Origin of the sequence: Conexibacter sp. S30A1, assembly GCF_023330665.1 — a bacterium.
Taxonomy (GTDB): Bacteria; Actinomycetota; Thermoleophilia; order Solirubrobacterales; family Solirubrobacteraceae; genus Palsa-465.
Window position 1 is genome coordinate 1,949,010 of the sequence record NZ_CP097127.1, and the last position, 16,231, is coordinate 1,965,240.

A 16,231-nucleotide genomic window follows, 5' to 3' on the forward strand; every position below is an offset into this window, starting at 1 on the left:
GACGGCATACCCCCTGGACAGGCGCAGCCCTTCGTGCTAGCTTAGCTAGTACCATGTTTCTGACGCCCGTGGACCGCTGCGACCAAACCACCTCGGACGAACCGCCCGAGGTCAGCAACCATGGCCCGAGCACCTCCGTGGTTCCGGAGGTGCTCTTTGAAGAGGCGCGGCAGCGACGCAGGCGCCGCTGGATGGCGGGCGGCACGCTCGCGGCCGCAGCGTTCTTCGCCGCGACGCTGATCCTCGGCAACGGCGGCGGCGCCGGACGGGGCTCTGTGCCCCACGCTGATCCCTCCGGCGCTGGGTCCGGAGCGAGCGCTGGCCATGTGAGCGACCCCAGGCTGTTTCCCGGTGCGCCGCCGAGCGAGACCTTCTACACCGGCCCCGGCTCAACCTGCGCGCTGGCGCCCCGCAGTCGCTACCTGCCGCCGTGGTCGGGCTGCGTGACGGCCCGGATCGCGGATGTGCTCGGCAACGGCCGCGAGGACCTGGTGCTGACCTACTCGCGCCTGGCCCACACAAGCGTCGGCACCCAGCCGGCGACGCGCGACCACGGCCATCGCGTCAAGCTCTTCCGGGCCGAGCGGGCGATGCTGCGTCTCGTACTGCCGGATGGGCGGATGCTCACCACACCAATCAGTTACACGCTGCAGGCGTCGACCGCCGCGAAACCAATGGTTGAGCGGGTCCCGGCGGCGGCGATCGTCGGCGTCGCGCACATCGGCGCCACGCGCGGCGAGCAGATCCTGCTGCGCGTCCAGCAGATCTCGAGCGGCTCGACGGCGATCGTGTACACCCCCTACCGCGGTGGTCTGGTCTCCGCCGGCGCGCTGCTCGCCTATGGCGGTGACTCCGGCGCGCAGGCGGGCTTCCAGTGCGTCGCCGGTAACCCGCCCCGCCTCGTCGCGCATCTCTACGCACTGCTGCACGGAATCAGGATCCTGCACGGCATCACGATCTACGGCCGCTGGCGGGAGACGTCGATCACCTACGCCTGGCGCGGACCGCGGCTTGCCCAGATCTCCAGCGACACCAGGACCAGCCTGCTCGCCCCCAGCGACACCATCGGCGCCGCCTGTCTCGCGCCGCATTCTTTGTGAGTTTGACCACCAGATCTGGTGGTCAAACTCACAAAGTTCAAGCTTGGCCAGCGGTGTCGCGCAGCGCGCTGATGAACCCGGCCGCAAGCGGGTGGCTCTCGCCCGGCGGCAGCAGCGCGTAGACGTCACGGCTGCGACCGCGGCCAGCCACCGCCCGCAACACCACGCCCGGATAGTCCTCGGCGAGCAGGCCCGACACCCAGCCGACGGCGAGCCCACGGGCAATGATCCCGCGCGTGGCGATGGGGTCCTGCGAGATCGCGACGATGTCGGGCTCAAAGCCCGCCTCGCGACAGCACTGCGCCAGAAACCCCGTCGGCGAAGGCAGAACCCAGTGGTCCTGTGCCAGCTGCTCGAGCCGCACCGGCCCACGCGCGTCAGCAAGCGGGTGGCCGGCCGGCAGACCGACCAGGAAGCTGTCTGTGAACAGGTCGACACGCCGCGTCCCGCGAAGCTCACGGCGGGCGATGCTCGTATCCTGGTAGGCGAGCGCGAGGTCGAACTCTCCGCTCAGCACTCTGGGCGCGAGCGTGTCCGCCGTCACCTCGCGCAGCAGCACGCGCATGTGCGGGTGCGCCAGTCGCATCCGCGTGACAGCGGTCGGGACCAGGCCCGCCATCGCTGTGGGGAATGCGCCGATGCGCAGCTGCGCCCGCCGTTCACCGGAGAGCCTGGCGATCTGACGCTCGGCCAACTCAAGGCGCCAGGCGACCTCGTCTGCGTGCTCGAGCAGCACACTGCCCGCGGCGGTCAGCCGCAGCCCGCCGCGGGCGCGCACCAGCAGTCGTTGGCCGATCTCCGTCTCCAGAAGCGCGACCTGATGCGACACCGACGGCTGCGAGAGCGACAGACGCTGGGCCGCGCGCGAGAAGGAGCGCTCGTGAGCGACCGTGCGGAAGGTCAGAAGACGCCGCGGATCCATAGTCATTTTCGATGCTAACCAAAAGATGTGTATTTGCGACTATGTGCAGCTGTCCGCAGAATCAATGCCATGAACGCACTGGCGGGGCACGCAGCCAGCGCCATCCACCAACATCCGCGAAGGGACACTGATGCACAGACGGACACTCGGCCAGGGACTCGAGGTCTCCGCCATCGGCCTGGGCTGCATGGGGATGTCGCAGTCCTATGGGCCCAACCCCGGTGACAAGCAGGCGATGATCGCCCTGATCCGGCACGCCGTCGATCTGGGTGTGACGTTCTTTGACACCGCCGAGGTCTATGGCCCCTACGTCAACGAGGAGCTCGTGGGTGAGGCGCTGGCGCCGGTCCGCGAGCGGGTCGTGATCGCGACCAAGTTCGGCTGGCGGATCGAGGACGGGAGGTCGGTCGGCCTGGACAGCAGCCCGCAGCAGATCCGCGCCGCGGTGGACGGGTCGCTCAGGCGTCTGGGCACCGAGGTGATCGACCTGCTGTACCAACACCGCGTGGACCCCGCCGTGCCGATCGAAGAGGTGGCCGGCACGGTCGGTGAGCTCATCGCCGCCGGCAAGGTGCGCCACTTCGGCCTCTCCGAGTGCTCGGCGGCGACGCTCCGCAGGGCACACGCCGTGCATCCGGTGGCCGCGGTTCAGAGCGAGTACTCGCTGTGGACGCGCGACCCCGAGGCCGAGGTGCTGCCTGCCTGCGGCGAGCTGGGGGTCGGCTTCGTGCCCTTCAGCCCGCTCGGCAAGGGCATGCTCACCGGCACGGTCAGCCCCGAGACCCAGTTCTCCGCCGGTGACATCCGCGCCACGATCCCGCGCTTTGAGGGCGAGAACCTGACCGCGAACCTCGCGCTCGTTGACCATGTCGGCCAGCTGGCCACGGCCAAGGGAGTCGCACCGGGCCAGATCGCGCTGGCCTGGCTGCTTGCCCAGCAACCCTGGATCGTGCCGATCCCGGGCACTCGCCGGCCGGAGCGCCTCCAGCAAAACACGGCCGCCACGACGGTCGCGCTCTCAGCCGACGAGCTCGCGGACCTGAACACGCTCGCCGAGCGGATCGGCGTGCACGGCGACCGCTACAGCCCCAAGCACATGAGCATGGTCGGGCGCTGAGCAGCCCAGCACGGCGCAGGCGGCGCCCGGAGTGGCTCAGGTGGCCTGGTCGAGCGCCTGCTCCCGGCGCCGGCGCCGCGACCACAGCCACAGCCAGACGAGCAGCGCGAGCGCCAGCCCGATCGGTATCGCCAGCGCCAGTGCGATCAGCGCCACGCCGGCTGAGACAATCAGCACGCGCAGCGCGTCGTGGAGGGCGCGGCCGAGCGAGAAGACGCTCGCGCTCGCGCGGTGCACCACCGGCGGAATCGGCAGGTAGCCCGCGTTTACCTCCACGGTCACATCGCTGTAGCTGATGCGATGCTGAAGTGAGGCGAGCGCCCGCTGCCAGCGGGTGACCTGGCCGGCGGCGAGCTTGAGCTGCGCGTCGATGCTGTCTGTCTGCTGCTGGGTGGTGGCCGCCGCAAGCTGTTTGAGCAGCGCAGCACGCAGCGCCTGCGCGTCGGCCAACTGGCGCTGGTCGGAGGCGTACTGGTCGCTGACGTTCTGGCTGCCGGCGGTGCTCGAGCTCAAGCTCGCGTAGCGCAGGTGGGAGAGCTGGTCGAGCGTGCTCTGCAGGTTCGCGGTGGGGATGCTCAGCGTGAAACTCGCATAGCCGCCCCCGGCGGCGGTGCTCGCCGCGGTGACCTGCGAGCTCATAACCGTGCCGTGCTCGAAGCTGACAACGCCGACGATCTCGGTTGCCACCTGGTTGACGTGCTGGTTTGGGGTTGTGAGGTCGATCTGCGCCGAGCGGATCTGCTTGGCGCCCGGCACGACGACCGCGTTGGTGGCCTGAGCGGCGTTGGAGGCGGCACTCAGTGTCGTCGGGCCGTTGACGGCGCCGCCCTCCGTGCCGAGGACCGGCGGCCTCGCGGAGGGCGAGTAGCTGCCGTGGGTACTCGAAGGCGCCTTCTGAGCCAGCCCCAGCGGAAGCGCCGGCGCCCGGTGCTGCGACACGCCGCCCAGACCGCCACCAAGGCCGCCGCCGGTGAGCGCGACCACCGCTGCGCCGGCCGCCAGCGACACGCCCGCGGCGGCGACGCCAAGGCGGCGCGCCCAGCTCCGGCGCATGCCAGCAGGGCCGCGCCCGCCGGCGCTCCGCGGCGCCTCAAACCGCCGCCGAACGCGAGCGTCGAGCGTCGCGGTGAACTCCTCGGCCGGCCAGTCGCGCACGCTTGCGAGCATCAGCGCCACATCGGCGTAGTCGTTCTCTTCAAACGGGGTCTCGTCAGACGGGCGCATTGACAGCACTCCTCAGCTTCTGGACGGCGCGATGGAGCATCGTGCCGGCATTTGAAACGCTGACCCCCAGGACGGAGGCCAGCTCGGCGTTGGTCAGGCCGGCGTGGAACTTGAGCGCGATAAGCTCACGCTCGCGCGGCGTGAGCGCAGCGAGCGCCGCGCGCACGGCGCTTCGACGCAGCTCGAGCTCATCGGAATCATCCGGACTCGCAAGCGCCCCCTCCGCCAGCGCCTCGGGTTCGGCCAGGAGCGTCGCGGTCCGGCGCCTGCGGCGCAGCTCGTCGAGCGCCGCGTTGCGGGCGATGCCGAACAGCCAGGCGCGCTCCTCGCCGCGCCGGCGGTCAAAGCGCCGCCGCCGCGCATAGGCGCGCTCGAAGGCGAGCGCAGTCACGTCCTCGGCGCTCGCGCGGTCGCCGAGCAGCGTGACCACGTAGGCATAGACGTCATCGCGGCTCGAGCGGTAGAGCGCTTCCAGGCGCTCCCAGCCAGCCTCCCGCTCGCGCCCGCCAGCCGTTGCCTGCCTGAGCCTCATGCCCCTACTACGCCGCACCCACGGTTTCGTCACAGGGGATGTCTGCACGAGTGAGGTTGGCGCTTCAGGCACCTCACCACCGTCGGGACGCGCTGGTCTTTGTCAAGCACCCCGCCAAAGAGGCAAGCGCAAGTGGGCCTCTCCCGGCGCCGGTCGAAGCGACCGAGGCTTCTCCTACGGGCGCCTGTTCGCCCTGACAGGCTCTCCGTCCAGGCGATCGTCTCGCCTGAAGCCGCACCTGCACACCGCCATCGAGCGTTTCACTACCACGGGAGCCTTGACCGCGTCACTAAGGGACCCGGTTAGTCAGTGTTGTCTCAAACTCGACATCAGCTGCGCGCGGAGTCACGGCGATATTGTCGCCCAGCGCCCATTCGGCGACACGCGACACCACGGTGTGTGGAACTGATCCCGCCAGTCCCGGAGCGGCTGGGATGTCGTAGGTGGCGTGCGCGTCATGGGCGAGCACCACGTCCCAGCCGAGGTTCATCGCGGAGCGGGCGGTGGCGCTCACACACATCTCTGACAGCACACCGCAGACCGCCACGCTGCGAACCCGGTGCGCGGTGAGGATGCTCGCAAGCTCAGTCCCGCCAAAGCCGTCGTCGATGCTCTTTCGGATCACCTGCTCGGTGCGGCGTTCCTGGGCAGCGAAGTAGAGGCTCCAGCCAGTCGCGTACGGCTCGTCGGGCGCTCCGGCCGGCACTCAAGCTGCACAGGCGTGGGAGCATCTCGGTCCCGACGACGATCGACGCGGGCCGACCCTGAGCGCACCTCCGCGGAACTCCAGACCGGACCGTCGCGTCGCGTCGGCGACCGATGCACGATCCTGCGTCGTCGTTGTAAGCGTGCCGAGCGAGCAGGCCGGAGTGGCGTAAGCGATCCCCGTCGTGGAGACGCCTCAGTGGATCGGCAGCGGTCGCACCCTGACACGGTCGTCGGTCAGGCTGACCACCGCGCCACTCGTAAGGTCCGCCTGAACGTGAGGCAGGTTTGCCAGGATCGTTCTCGCCTGATGAACGGCTGTGCGGTCTGACTGCCGTAACAGGATCAAGCTGGGGAGGGTTGCGCCGCGGGCGGCCAGCAGCTCACCGAAGTCGGTGTCAGCCGAGACAACCACACGCGCACTGCCGCTCGCCGCCGCCATCACATCCTCATCGCTGGCGCCAAGCAGGCCGACATCTCGCAGATGCACGGCGTCGTGCCCGGCCTCTGTCAGTGCCTCCCCCACACGCGGGCTCACGCACTCGTCAATCAGGAATCTCACGCCGAGACACGGAGCGGGAGCTGTCGCTCGGTCACAGCCTCGGCTGCGAACTGAAGCGACGCCCGGATGTCCTCGTCAGAAAGCTGTGGGTAGTCAGCCCGGATCTCGGCAGCGGTAAGACCCTGGGCGAGCAGGCCAACGACCGTGGCCACCGGGATCCTGGTTCCCTGAACGCATGGGACGCCGCCCATGATCTGATGGTCGACCACTATCCGATCCAAGGCCATAACCCAGATCTTATGCCACGGCAACCAGGTGACCGGAAGCCTTGAGTGTTCCGGCCAAGGATCACGAGAAGTCACCCTTGATGTGATCATCGTTGTTCTGCACGTGTGATCGCGGGTCGAAGCGCTTGGATAGCGTCACGGTCGGGTGGCGGCAGCGCGGCAGACATCGCCGCCGGCCGCGAAACGGCGCTGATGCGGGTTAGCGGTTGGCCGGGACCGTTGTTGCCGCTCTCCTCGATCTCACGACAACCGTCGCGGCCGGATCGTCCGGCGACGGCCGCACCCGCCAAAGGCGTCGCCCGCCGCCAGCGCGAGAGGCTCGAGGGAGGCTTGAGTGCCAGCACTCTGGGCGGGCCGCTCCTGGTCAAGGCCACCCGGTGATCGCGGAAGATCACCGAATGATGCGACCACGCGTGTGCGCAGCCAGGTACTTGACCGCGGCGTTGACCGACGCTCCAGCCTGAGCGAACGCCAGAGCACCGCCCGTCAGCGGCACGACGTAGGTCACGGCGCCGCCGTCCTCGGTCAGCCGAGCTACATAAGCCCCGCCGGACAGCTTCTCAAGCGAGCCTGGCGTTGATTCGATGGCCGCGATGCGGGCCGCGCTTCCTCCGGGCAGGCAGGAGCCGACCACGCCGGTCGGCACCTCAAACCCGATTTCGTGTCTTGGTAGACCGTCACCGATGACGTCGAAGAGACCCCGCTGTCCGTCGATGGGCCTCAGCTCCAGCGAGACCGGAACCCGCATGCGCAGCGAACACCGACCCCTCACGACCAGACTGGCGTACCTGGTGGGACCGACCCCGGCGGCGACACCGGGCAGCACGAGTATCGCCACGACAATTGAGACAACGAGCATCACAATCGCCAGGGCACGGCGCTCGAGGGCCCTCACAAACCCAGCTGACAGGAAGCCGTGTAGCCCTGCAACCCGCATTAACGGAGTATGAGCTCGTCAGACCGACGGAGCAAGGAGCGAGCAAGCCACGGTCAGCTCGCCTGCCACCAACGCCAACCTCGCGCAGATCGGCCCACCGTCGGCGCGGGCGGCCAGCTTCAGCGCTGACAGCCGGGGCACCAGTAGGTGGTGCGGTTCTCATCCCCCTGGGGGCGAGCATGGATGCGAGCCCCGCAGCGCGGGCAGGGACGCCCGGCGCGGCCGTAGACCCTGGGCGGGGCGGCGCGGTGCCCCCTGGTACCGGACAGAAGCATCCGCGGGCGGACCAGCTCGACCAGCCCCACGGCCTGCTCGTCGCGCAGCGTACCGACCGCCCGCCACGGGTCAAGCTGAGCCTCCCAGCAGCTCTCGGCCTTCCAGATGTTGCCGATGCCCGCGAGGATCCGCTGGTCAAGCAGCGCGTCGCCGAGCGCGCGGGCCTGGTCGCCCGAGCGCAACCGCCGCAAAAACGCCACCGCGTCGAACTGGACCGCCAGCACGTCCGGCCCGAGCGCGGAAAGGCGCTGGTCAAAGCGCCGCCGGCCGGCCGTCATCAGCTCGAGCACCGGCCCGTCGAACTGGACCACCTCCCGCTCTCCCGCGCGCAGGACCAGCCAGGCGCGGCTCGGCGCCCGCCGCCAGCGCCCGCCGCGCTCGCGCACATCCCAGGCTCCGGTCATGCGCAGGTGCGAGTGCAACAGCAGACCGTTGTCAAAGACGATGAACAGGTGCTTGCCGTGCGTCTCGATCGCGCGCACGGCATGACCGCCCAGGCGCTCGCGCCAGCGGTCCCTGCCGAAGCGCGCGTGCGTGTGCGCAACCTCCACCACCTGGCCCTCGAGCACCGGGCGCATGCGCGTGGCCGCCCACATGATCGTGTCGCCCTCAGGCACCGAGCGTGAGCCGCCGCGGCCCCTCCTGGAAGCCGTGCGCGCGCAGCGCGCCGGCCAGCGGCGAAGCGATGGCGGGCTCGCCGTCGACGCGCTCGAGCGCCAGGCGGCGCAGCGGGCCGCGGCCTGAGCGGATGTGGTTTGCGAGCGCCGCGAGCGCGAGGTCGAGACGCTCGCTCCCGGCGCTGCCGCCGTCCACCAGCGTCTGAAGCCCCCTGCCCCCGCGCTCCAGGTAGAGAACCGGCTCCCCGTCCACCAGCGTCACGAGCGCCCCGGCCACGCGGGCGGGTGCTTTGGCGCCCGGCCGCGGCGGCCACGGCAACACCGCCCCGTACACCTGCGCGGGGTCGAGTGCGGCCAGCACAAGCGCCCGGTCGGCCTGTGCGCGCTCGCGCAGCCGCTCAACCGCCCCCGGCAGCGCGAACTGCGTGGCGCCGAGCCCCTCCACAAAGTAACCCCGCCGCGCCACGCCGAGCACCTCGAGCTGGGTGAGCTCGGAGTAGATGCCGGCAAAGCCGCCGGGCAGCCCCTCGGCCAGGACCTGCTCGCGGGTCAGCACGCCGTAGCGCTCGAGCAGCAGCTCGGCCAGCGCCCGCCGGCGCGCACCCGGGTCGCCCTGCCCAGCCACCAGCAGCCCGGCGGTCAGCGACCAGCGGCCCTGAACATGCGGGACCGTCGAGCGGCTGCGGCTCGCGTAGCGGCCTCTACGGCCGGTGGCCCGCTGGCCACCGGCCTGCTCACGCGCGACCGAGAGGCGCGGTGCCCGCAGCGGTGCAAAGGCGTCGTTGGTGACCTCGCCCGCCCACACCAGATCCCAGAGCGCCTCCTGCAGCGCCGCGGTCGGCAGACCCGTGCCGGCGGCGGCCAGCAGGTCGCTCCAGAAGGCGGCACCCCGGCTCAAGAGCTCGCGCAAAACCTGGTGCGCCTCCCCGGCGGGTGGCTCACCGGCGCATGCCGTGGCGAGCTGCGCAGCCTCGTCACGGAAGTAGAGCGCCACGCGTCCCGAGCGCCCGAGCGCGCCCGCGCCCAGCCAGACGAGCTCACCGGAGGCGCACAGCTGATCCATCCAGACCGGCGAATAGGCGCCGACCCGCCGGGGCAGCACCTCGCTCTCCCACAGCTCGGCCGGCAGCGCGAGCCCCTGCAGCGCCACTAGCACGTCGCGCAGACGGTCGATCCCGGCGCCCGCCGGCCCGAAGCGGTCAACGCCCTGCCACGACGGCGCAAAGCGCGCGAGCGCCGTCTGCTCCGCCGGTTCGACCTCGCGGCGCAGCGCCGCCAGCGACGCGCGCCTGAGGCGCCTGAGCACCTCGCGGTGACACCACTCGCGCGTGCTGCCACCGGGGCGAAGCTCGCCCTGCACAAGCTCCCCCGCGTGCTCCAGCACAGCGAGCGCGGCGCTGCAGTCGACCCCGTAGCGGACCCTCACCTCGGACGCCAAAAACGGCCCGTGCGTGAGCGCGTAGCGCTCAACGACCGCCACCAGCGCGTCGGGCACCGGGCGCAGGAACGCCTCCGGCAACCCGCCCGGCGGCACCGCGCCGAGCGCGTCGCGGTAGAGACCCGCGTCGGCGGCGGCGATCCAGCGCTGCTCACCGCCGAGCCGCACGCTCACAGCACGCCGCTCGCCCCGCAGCGCCGCGAGCATCGGCGCCAGCGCGACCCCCGCCACCGTGCGCGCAGCGATCTCCGCCTCGCTCAGGTCCCCGAGCGTGCGCAGCATGTCGTGCAGCTCGTCGCGGCCGGCGATGAGGCGCTCCGCCGAGCACCACTGCAGGTCTGCCTCGACCGCCTCCAGCGCGCCCGGGTCGATCAGCTCGCGCAGCTCCTCCTGGCCGAGCAGCTCGCGCAGCAGGTCGCGGTCAAGCGACAGCGCCGCCGCGCGCCGTTCGGCGTTGGGCGTGTCACCCTCGTACATGTAGGTGGCGACGTAATCGAACAGCAGCGAGGAGGCCATCGGCGAGGCACTCTGGGTCTCGACCTCCACCAGCGAGACCTCGCGGCGGCGCAGCCGCCCGAGCAGCTCCGTCAGCGCAGGCAGGTCAAAGACGTCGCGCAGGCACTCGCGGTAGGTCTCGAGCACGATCGGGAAGTCGCTGTACTTGGCGGCCACCTCGAGCAGCGACTGGGCCTTGAGGCGCTGCTGCCACAGCGGGGTGCGCCGCCCCGGGTAGGCGCGCGGGATCAGCAGCGCCCGACCGGCGGCCTCGCGAAAGCGCGCGCCGAACAGCGCGCTGCCGGAAAGCTCGCCGATCACGAGCTCCTCAAGCTCCTCGGGTTCGAGCAGCACCATCTCGGCCAGGCGCCCGTGGTCAAAGTCCTCGGCGTCCGGCAGGTGCACGATGATCCCGTCATCGGACCAGATCGCGTCGGCCTCGAGCCCCAGCTCGTCGCGGATCCGCGCCGCCAGCGCAAGGGCCCAGGGGGCGTGCACCCGGCCGCCGAACGGCGAGAGCACACACAGCCGCCAGTCACCGATCTCGTCGCGGAAGCGCTCGAGCACCACGGCCTGGTCGCTCGGCAGCACGCGCGTTGCGTCGCGCTGCTCGCGCAGGAACTCGACCAGGTTGCGCGCCGCGCGCGCGTCCAGGTCGTAGTGCGCCTCGAGCACCGCCGGCTCCTGGTCGACCGCCCAGCGGCTGAAGGCGCCGATCGCCTCACCGAGCTCGCTCGGACGCCCGACGCCATCGCCCTTCCAGAACGGCACCGCGCCCGGCATCCCCGGCGCCGGCGTGACGATCACCCGGTCGCGGCCGATCTCCTCGATCCTCCAGGTGGAGGCGCCGAGCAGGAACGTCTGGCCGGGACGCGCCTCATAGACCATCTCCTCATCCAGCTCACCCACCCGGCGTCCGTCCGGCAGCGTCACCATGTAGTTGCCGCGGTCGGGGATCGTGCCGGCGTTTGTGACCGCGAGCTGCCTTGCGCCAGGCCGGGCGCGCAGCGTGCCCGCGACCCGGTCCCACACCAACCGCGGACGCAGCGCCGCGAACTGCTGGGACGGGTAGCGGCCATCCAGCATGTCGAGCACGTTCTCAAACGAGACGCGGCTGAGCTCCGCGTAGCTGTGGGTGCGGGTGATGAGCGCGTAGAGCTCGTCGACCGCGACCGTGCCAGCGGCGCTCTGGGCGGGCGCAGCGCCAGCGGGCGCCGCGCCCGCGGCACCACTCTCGGCGGCCGCACAGATCGCCACGATCTGCTGTGCGAGCACGTCCAGCGGGTTGCGTGGCACGACCGTCGTCTCAATCGCGCCCTCGCGCATCCGCCGCGCGAGCACCGTGCACTCGAGCAGGTCGGCGCGGAACTTCGGGAAGATGCGCCCGCGGCTCACATCCCCGACGTTGTGCCCAGCACGGCCGATTCGCTGCAGCCCGCGCGCCACCGACTTGGGCGACTCGACCTGGATCACGAGGTCAACGGCGCCCATGTCGATGCCGAGCTCGAGCGAGGAGGTCGCGACCAGGCACGGCAGCTGCCCGGCCTTCAAAAGCTCCTCGACGACCGTGCGCTCCTCGCGCGCCAGCGAGCCGTGGTGGGCGCGGGCGAGCTCGCGCACCGGCCGCCCGGCGGCCTCGTCCTCAGCGACAGCGAGCTCGTTGAGCCGCAGCGCCAGCCGCTCGGCCGCCCGCCGCGCATTGACGAAGATGATCGTCGAGCTGTGCTCGCGCACCAGTGAGAGCAGCTCCGGGTACATCGCCGGCCAGATCGACCTGGTGGTCGGCTCGCTGCCGCCAGCCAGCGGGTCAAGCACCGCTCCCGGCGTGTCACCGGGCGCCGCCAGCGACTCGACCGGCACCTGGATCTTCAGATCGAGCGCCTTGCGCACGCCGGTGTCGACGATCCGGCACTCACGGCCCGGGCCGACCATGAAGCGAGCGACCTCCTCGAGCGGGTTCTGGGTCGCGCTCAGCCCGATCCGCTGCGGCTCCGGGCCGCCACGCCGCGTCGCCACCTGGGCCAGGCGCTCGAGCGTCAGCGCCAGGTGCGCGCCGCGCTTGCTCGCGGCAACCGCGTGGATCTCGTCGATCACACACCAGCGCGTGTTCTCAAACAGCCGCTGCGCCTGGCCGGTCAGCATCAGGTACAGCGACTCAGGCGTGGTGACCAGGATGTCCGGCGGCTCGCGCAGCATCGCCTGGCGCTCACGCGCGGGCGTGTCGCCGGAGCGCACCGCGACGCTCAGCGCCGCCCCAACCCCGCCAAGCGGCACCTGCAGGTTGCGCTCGATGTCGTAGGAGAGCGCCTTCAGCGGCGAGACGTAGACGAGGCTGATCCCCGCCGGCGCCTCAGCCCCGGCCCGCTCGCCCCCGCTGCGCGGGCCGGCAGCAGCGAGCCGGTCGATCGCCCACAGAAACGCCGCCAGCGTCTTGCCCGAGCCGGTGGGCGCCGAGATCAGCACGTGCTCGCCGGAGGCGATCGCCGGCCAGGCCTGCGCCTGCGCGGCGGTCGGCGCCGCAAACGCACGTGTAAACCACTCCCGCGTCGCCGGGCTGAAGAGCTCAAGTGCCGGGTCTGTGGCTGCCAACTGGAGGCGAGCGTAGCGCCGTGGGCGGAGTGTGCCGCGCGCAGCGCAGCGCTGCCTCCGCCCGCACGCCGACGCCTCAGCGCTTCTTGGTCTTTGGCATCCGGAAAACGACCCGCTGGCGCCTGAGCGTCCTTGCCCCCTGCTTGACCATCAGCTGTGTGGCCAGCGTCTTGCGAGCCCGCAGCAGCCTGACCCCCGCGGCGTTCAGCCGCACCCGCACAAGCCGCCGCCGTCCCGCCAGCAGCTTGACGTGCACAACACCGATCGTGACGAGCCTTCTGATCCGCCGCAGCTTCGCGCGTGCCGCCACACCCACCAGACGCCGGCCGTAGAAGGTCTCAACCACCTGCAGCGTCTCGGTGAACGAGCAACTCTGCGTCCCAGTCCCAACACAGCTGAGCATGTCGCGCACCGCCAGCCCGGACACCCGGCCCACAGTCGTGCGTCCGCTCCCGACCGTTGAGGTTGGCTTGGGCGCAGGCGGCGGGCTGATGACCGGTGCAGGATTGAACGTCGCGGTCACCGTCTGGGCCTGACTCATCGACACCGTGCACGTGCTCCCCGACCCAGAACACGCCCCAGACCAGCCCGCAAACACAGACCCCGACGCCGGTGTCTCAGACAACGTCACCGCCGTCCCTTGAGCAAACGACCCGGAACACGTCGACCCACAATCAATCCCCGACGGGCTACTCGAAACCGACCCCGCGCCAGAACCAGCCCGCGAGACCTGAAGCGTGTAGGTCGGCACCACGTTGAACGTCGCGGTCACCGACAGCGCCTGGCTCATCGACACCGTGCACGTGCTCCCCGACCCAGAACACGCCCCAGACCAGCCCGCAAACACAGACCCCGACGCCGGTGTCTCAGACAACGTCACCGCCGTCCCTTGAGCAAACGACCCGGAACACGTCGACCCACAATCAATCCCCGACGGGCTACTCGAAACCGACCCCGAGCCAGAACCAGCCCGCGAGACCTGAAGCGTGTAGGTCGGCAGCACGACACCGGTGGGCACCGAGTCCGCGTGCGCACCCGGACCGCCCGCGTTTGACGCGGTCACCTGCACCACGATCGTAGACCCCACATCCGATGCGGTCAGCGTGTAAGTGGACGACGTCGCCCCACTGATCGCCGTACAAGACGACCCAGAACTCTTGCAATCCTCCCACTGGTAGGCGTAGCTCGTCGGACTATTTTGCCAAGTACCCGTGCTGGCAGACAACGTCTGACCCTGCACCGCACTACCACTGATCACCGGAAGCACCGCATTCACCGGCGGCAGCGGTTGCACCACGCCGGTCGGCGCGGAGCTCGCAGGGCTACCCGGACCGCCCGCGTTTGACGCGGTCACCTGCACCACGATCGTAGACCCCACATCCGATGCGGTCAGCGTGTAAGTGGACGACGTCGCCCCACTGATCGCCGTACAAGACGACCCAGAACTGTTGCAATCCTCCCACTGGTAGGCGTAGCTCGTCGGACTATTTTGCCAAGTGCCCGCACTGGCAGACAGCGTCTCGCCCTGCACCGCACTGCCACTGATCACCGGGGGCGCCGTGTTCACCGGCGGTGCCGTGTACGTGAGCGCGTTCCCTCGCCCGTCGACAGCTGCGCAGAACGAGGTGGTCGGGCAGGAAACGGAACTCAAGCCATAGCTGCCGGGACTAACACCGCTATTGTTGCCTATGTCTATAGGATCGGGCGAGCCCCAGCCGCTGCTGTCGTATGTGTAGGCGTCACCGTCGAGGTTGACCGAGACACAGAACGTCGACGATGCGCAGGAGAGAGTGTCGCCGACGCTGTCAGCCGTGTCCGCGGTCCAGTCTGTGCTGCTGGCATTGTAGGTGAAAGGCGTGCCCATGTTGTCGACGGCGACACAGAACGAGCTGCTGGGGCAGGAGACCGAGTCGAGCTGGCCGCTGGTGTCGATCTGCGCAGGCGTAGTCCACGTGGTGCCGTTGTAGGTCAGCGCGTCACCGGCGCTGCCGTTGAAGGCGACGGCGGCACAGAACGACGAGCTAAAGCAGGAAACCGACACCAGGCCAAAATTGCTGTAGATCGCCTGAGGTGTGCCCCACGCTGCTGGGGAGCCGGAGTAGGTTACCGCCCATTCGCCGCCGACCGCAACGCAGTAGGAGCTGGTCGGGCAGGAGACCGAGCTGAGCCCGTTATGGCTGTTGATGTCAGTCGGTGCACCCCACGTACCGCTTTGGTAGACGAGCGCGTTGCCGCTGTTGTCAACCGCGACACAGAAGGAGCTGCTGGGGCAGGAGACGGAGGTGAGCTGGCCGCTGGAGTCGATCTGCGCAGGCGTTGTCCACGTGCTGCCGTTGTAGGTCAGCACGTTGCCCGCCTTGTCCACGGCCGCGCAGAAGCTCTGCGAAGCGCAGGAGACAGAGGTCAGGCCGCCGCTGCCGATCTGCGTCGGGGTGCTCGACCATGCGTCAGCGCTACCGTTGGAGGTGAACACGCCGCCGTTTGCGTCGATCGTCGCGCAGAACGAGCTGGTCGGGCACGAGACCGACTGCAGCCGCTGCCCGCTTGCGATGCTCGCACGGGTGGACCAGCCAGCGGTGGACCCTGTGTACGCGACCGCGCCACCGTTATTGTCGACCGCGACGCAAAAGCTTGAACTCGTGCACGACACCGACAGCGGGTCCAGTGCGGCCGTCGCTGTCGCCGTACTCCAACTGTTGGTTGTGCCGTCGTAGGTGAAGGCGTTGCCCATGTTGTCGACGGCGGCACAAAACGAGCTGGTCGGACAGGAAACCGAGGTGAGCTGCCCCCCCGTGCTGTCGACTGCGGTGGGACCGCTCCACGAAGAGCCGTTGTAGATGAAGGCATCGCCGTTGAGGTCGACAGCTACGCAGAACGAGCTGGTCGGACAGGAGACCGAGGTGAGCTCGAGACTCGTGCCGACCACGCTGGTGCCCGTGCTCCAGCTGGAGTCACGGTAGACGAAGGCATCACCTTTGAAGTCGACCGCAACGCAGAACGACGAGCTGGCGCAGGAAACGGCGCTCAAGCCGGAGCTGGTGTCGACCGACACCGGCTTGCTCCAACTGGTGCCGTTATAAGTGAGCGCGTTACCGCTGTTGTCGACCGCGACACAGAAGGTGGTCGAAGCAGGACAGGAGACTGACGTGAAGCCGTTGAGCGCATTCGGGTCGACCGCGGCCGGTTTGCTCCAGCCGCTTCCGTCATAGATTGTCGCGTTGCCGGCACTGTCGACGGCAGCACAGAAGCTCGCCGACGCGCACGAGACCGAGGTCGCATGGAAGGCCGGGTCAACAAGCGTTGGCGTGCTCCAGCCCTGGGCGAACGCGGTGGCGGCGCCCACTGGTCCGACAAACACGATGCCGGCGAGCAATGCGACCCGGATCGCGCGACGGCGCGAGCCGCCCGGACGCTCCGGGCGGGCGGGAGAGGTCACCCGCTGCAACCGCGAGCGAACGCGTTTCAGAAGGCGCAGTGACATAGGTCGGCT

12 protein-coding genes are annotated in these 16,231 nt (G+C 69.8%); 2 read left to right on the forward strand and 10 right to left on the reverse strand.

The genetic code is table 11. The annotated features are described in order from the left end of the window. The first annotated feature begins 53 nt into the window (after positions 1 to 53). Positions 54 to 1,100: a hypothetical protein gene (locus M3M54_RS09630; protein ID WP_249018828.1), complete on the forward strand. Its 1,047-nt coding sequence runs from the start codon at positions 54 to 56 to the stop codon at positions 1,098 to 1,100. Positions 1,101 to 1,137: 37 nt separating this feature from the next. Here the strand turns inward: M3M54_RS09630 and M3M54_RS09635 are convergent, their stop codons facing one another. Then, the gene (locus tag M3M54_RS09635) at positions 1,138 to 2,022 is read right to left on the reverse strand and encodes a LysR family transcriptional regulator (protein WP_249018829.1); all 885 of its coding nucleotides are present in this window, start codon (positions 2,020 to 2,022) and stop codon (positions 1,138 to 1,140) included. 130 nt (positions 2,023 to 2,152) lie between these two features. Between M3M54_RS09635 and M3M54_RS09640 the strand changes: the two genes are divergently transcribed. Beyond that, entirely contained in the window at positions 2,153 to 3,139 is a 987-nt protein-coding gene (locus M3M54_RS09640) for an aldo/keto reductase (protein WP_249018830.1), read from the forward strand. A gap of 36 nt (positions 3,140 to 3,175) precedes the next feature. Here M3M54_RS09640 and M3M54_RS09645 read toward each other — a convergent pair whose 3' ends face one another. From M3M54_RS09645 to M3M54_RS09685, 9 genes are all read right to left on the reverse strand, one after another. Then, positions 3,176 to 4,363 carry a DUF4349 domain-containing protein gene (locus M3M54_RS09645; RefSeq protein WP_249018831.1) on the reverse strand — a complete coding sequence of 396 codons (1,188 nt, stop codon included), beginning with the start codon at positions 4,361 to 4,363 and terminating at the stop codon, positions 3,176 to 3,178. After that, on the reverse strand, positions 4,350 to 4,895 hold the full coding sequence (locus M3M54_RS09650; RefSeq protein ID WP_249018832.1) for an RNA polymerase sigma factor: 546 nt from the start codon (positions 4,893 to 4,895) through the stop codon (positions 4,350 to 4,352). The genes M3M54_RS09645 and M3M54_RS09650 overlap by 14 nt, the downstream gene beginning before the upstream one ends. Before the next feature lie 289 nt (positions 4,896 to 5,184). Further along, positions 5,185 to 5,601 carry an isochorismatase family protein gene (locus M3M54_RS09655; protein WP_249018833.1) on the reverse strand — a complete coding sequence of 139 codons (417 nt, stop codon included), beginning with the start codon at positions 5,599 to 5,601 and terminating at the stop codon, positions 5,185 to 5,187. Between the two features lie 195 nt (positions 5,602 to 5,796). Further along, positions 5,797 to 6,162, reverse strand: a complete 366-nt coding sequence (locus M3M54_RS09660) for a DUF5615 family PIN-like protein (RefSeq protein WP_249018834.1) — start codon at positions 6,160 to 6,162, stop codon at positions 5,797 to 5,799. Next, a complete protein-coding gene (locus tag M3M54_RS09665) occupies positions 6,159 to 6,389 on the reverse strand; it encodes a DUF433 domain-containing protein (protein ID WP_249018835.1) in 231 nt (76 codons plus the stop codon). Before M3M54_RS09665 ends, M3M54_RS09660 begins: the two co-directional genes overlap by 4 nt. Positions 6,390 to 6,780: 391 nt before the next feature. After that, positions 6,781 to 7,284, reverse strand: a complete 504-nt coding sequence (locus M3M54_RS09670; RefSeq protein ID WP_249018836.1) for a hypothetical protein — start codon at positions 7,282 to 7,284, stop codon at positions 6,781 to 6,783. A gap of 161 nt (positions 7,285 to 7,445) precedes the next feature. After that, entirely contained in the window at positions 7,446 to 8,219 is a 774-nt protein-coding gene (locus tag M3M54_RS09675) for a DNA-formamidopyrimidine glycosylase family protein (protein WP_249018837.1), read from the reverse strand. Continuing rightward, the gene (locus M3M54_RS09680) at positions 8,212 to 12,741 is read right to left on the reverse strand and encodes a DEAD/DEAH box helicase (RefSeq protein ID WP_249018838.1); all 4,530 of its coding nucleotides are present in this window, start codon (positions 12,739 to 12,741) and stop codon (positions 8,212 to 8,214) included. The genes M3M54_RS09675 and M3M54_RS09680 overlap by 8 nt, the downstream gene beginning before the upstream one ends. A gap of 76 nt (positions 12,742 to 12,817) precedes the next feature. Further along, positions 12,818 to 16,222 carry a hypothetical protein gene (locus M3M54_RS09685; protein ID WP_249018839.1) on the reverse strand — a complete coding sequence of 1,135 codons (3,405 nt, stop codon included), beginning with the start codon at positions 16,220 to 16,222 and terminating at the stop codon, positions 12,818 to 12,820. Between the last annotated feature and the right edge of the window lie 9 nt (positions 16,223 to 16,231).

What these genes read in the sequence shown, in the direction of transcription:
- M3M54_RS09630 (WP_249018828.1), top strand. Translation starts at nt 54, where the DNA reads ATGTTTCTGACGCCCGTGGACCGCTGCGACCAAACCACCTCGGACGAA.
- M3M54_RS09635 (WP_249018829.1), bottom strand. Translation starts at nt 2,022, where the DNA reads ATGGATCCGCGGCGTCTTCTGACCTTCCGCACGGTCGCTCACGAGCGC.
- M3M54_RS09640 (WP_249018830.1), top strand. Translation starts at nt 2,153, where the DNA reads ATGCACAGACGGACACTCGGCCAGGGACTCGAGGTCTCCGCCATCGGC.
- M3M54_RS09645 (WP_249018831.1), bottom strand. Translation starts at nt 4,363, where the DNA reads ATGCGCCCGTCTGACGAGACCCCGTTTGAAGAGAACGACTACGCCGAT.
- M3M54_RS09650 (WP_249018832.1), bottom strand. Translation starts at nt 4,895, where the DNA reads ATGAGGCTCAGGCAGGCAACGGCTGGCGGGCGCGAGCGGGAGGCTGGC.
- M3M54_RS09665 (WP_249018835.1), bottom strand. Translation starts at nt 6,389, where the DNA reads ATGGCCTTGGATCGGATAGTGGTCGACCATCAGATCATGGGCGGCGTC.
- M3M54_RS09685 (WP_249018839.1), bottom strand. Translation starts at nt 16,222, where the DNA reads ATGTCACTGCGCCTTCTGAAACGCGTTCGCTCGCGGTTGCAGCGGGTG.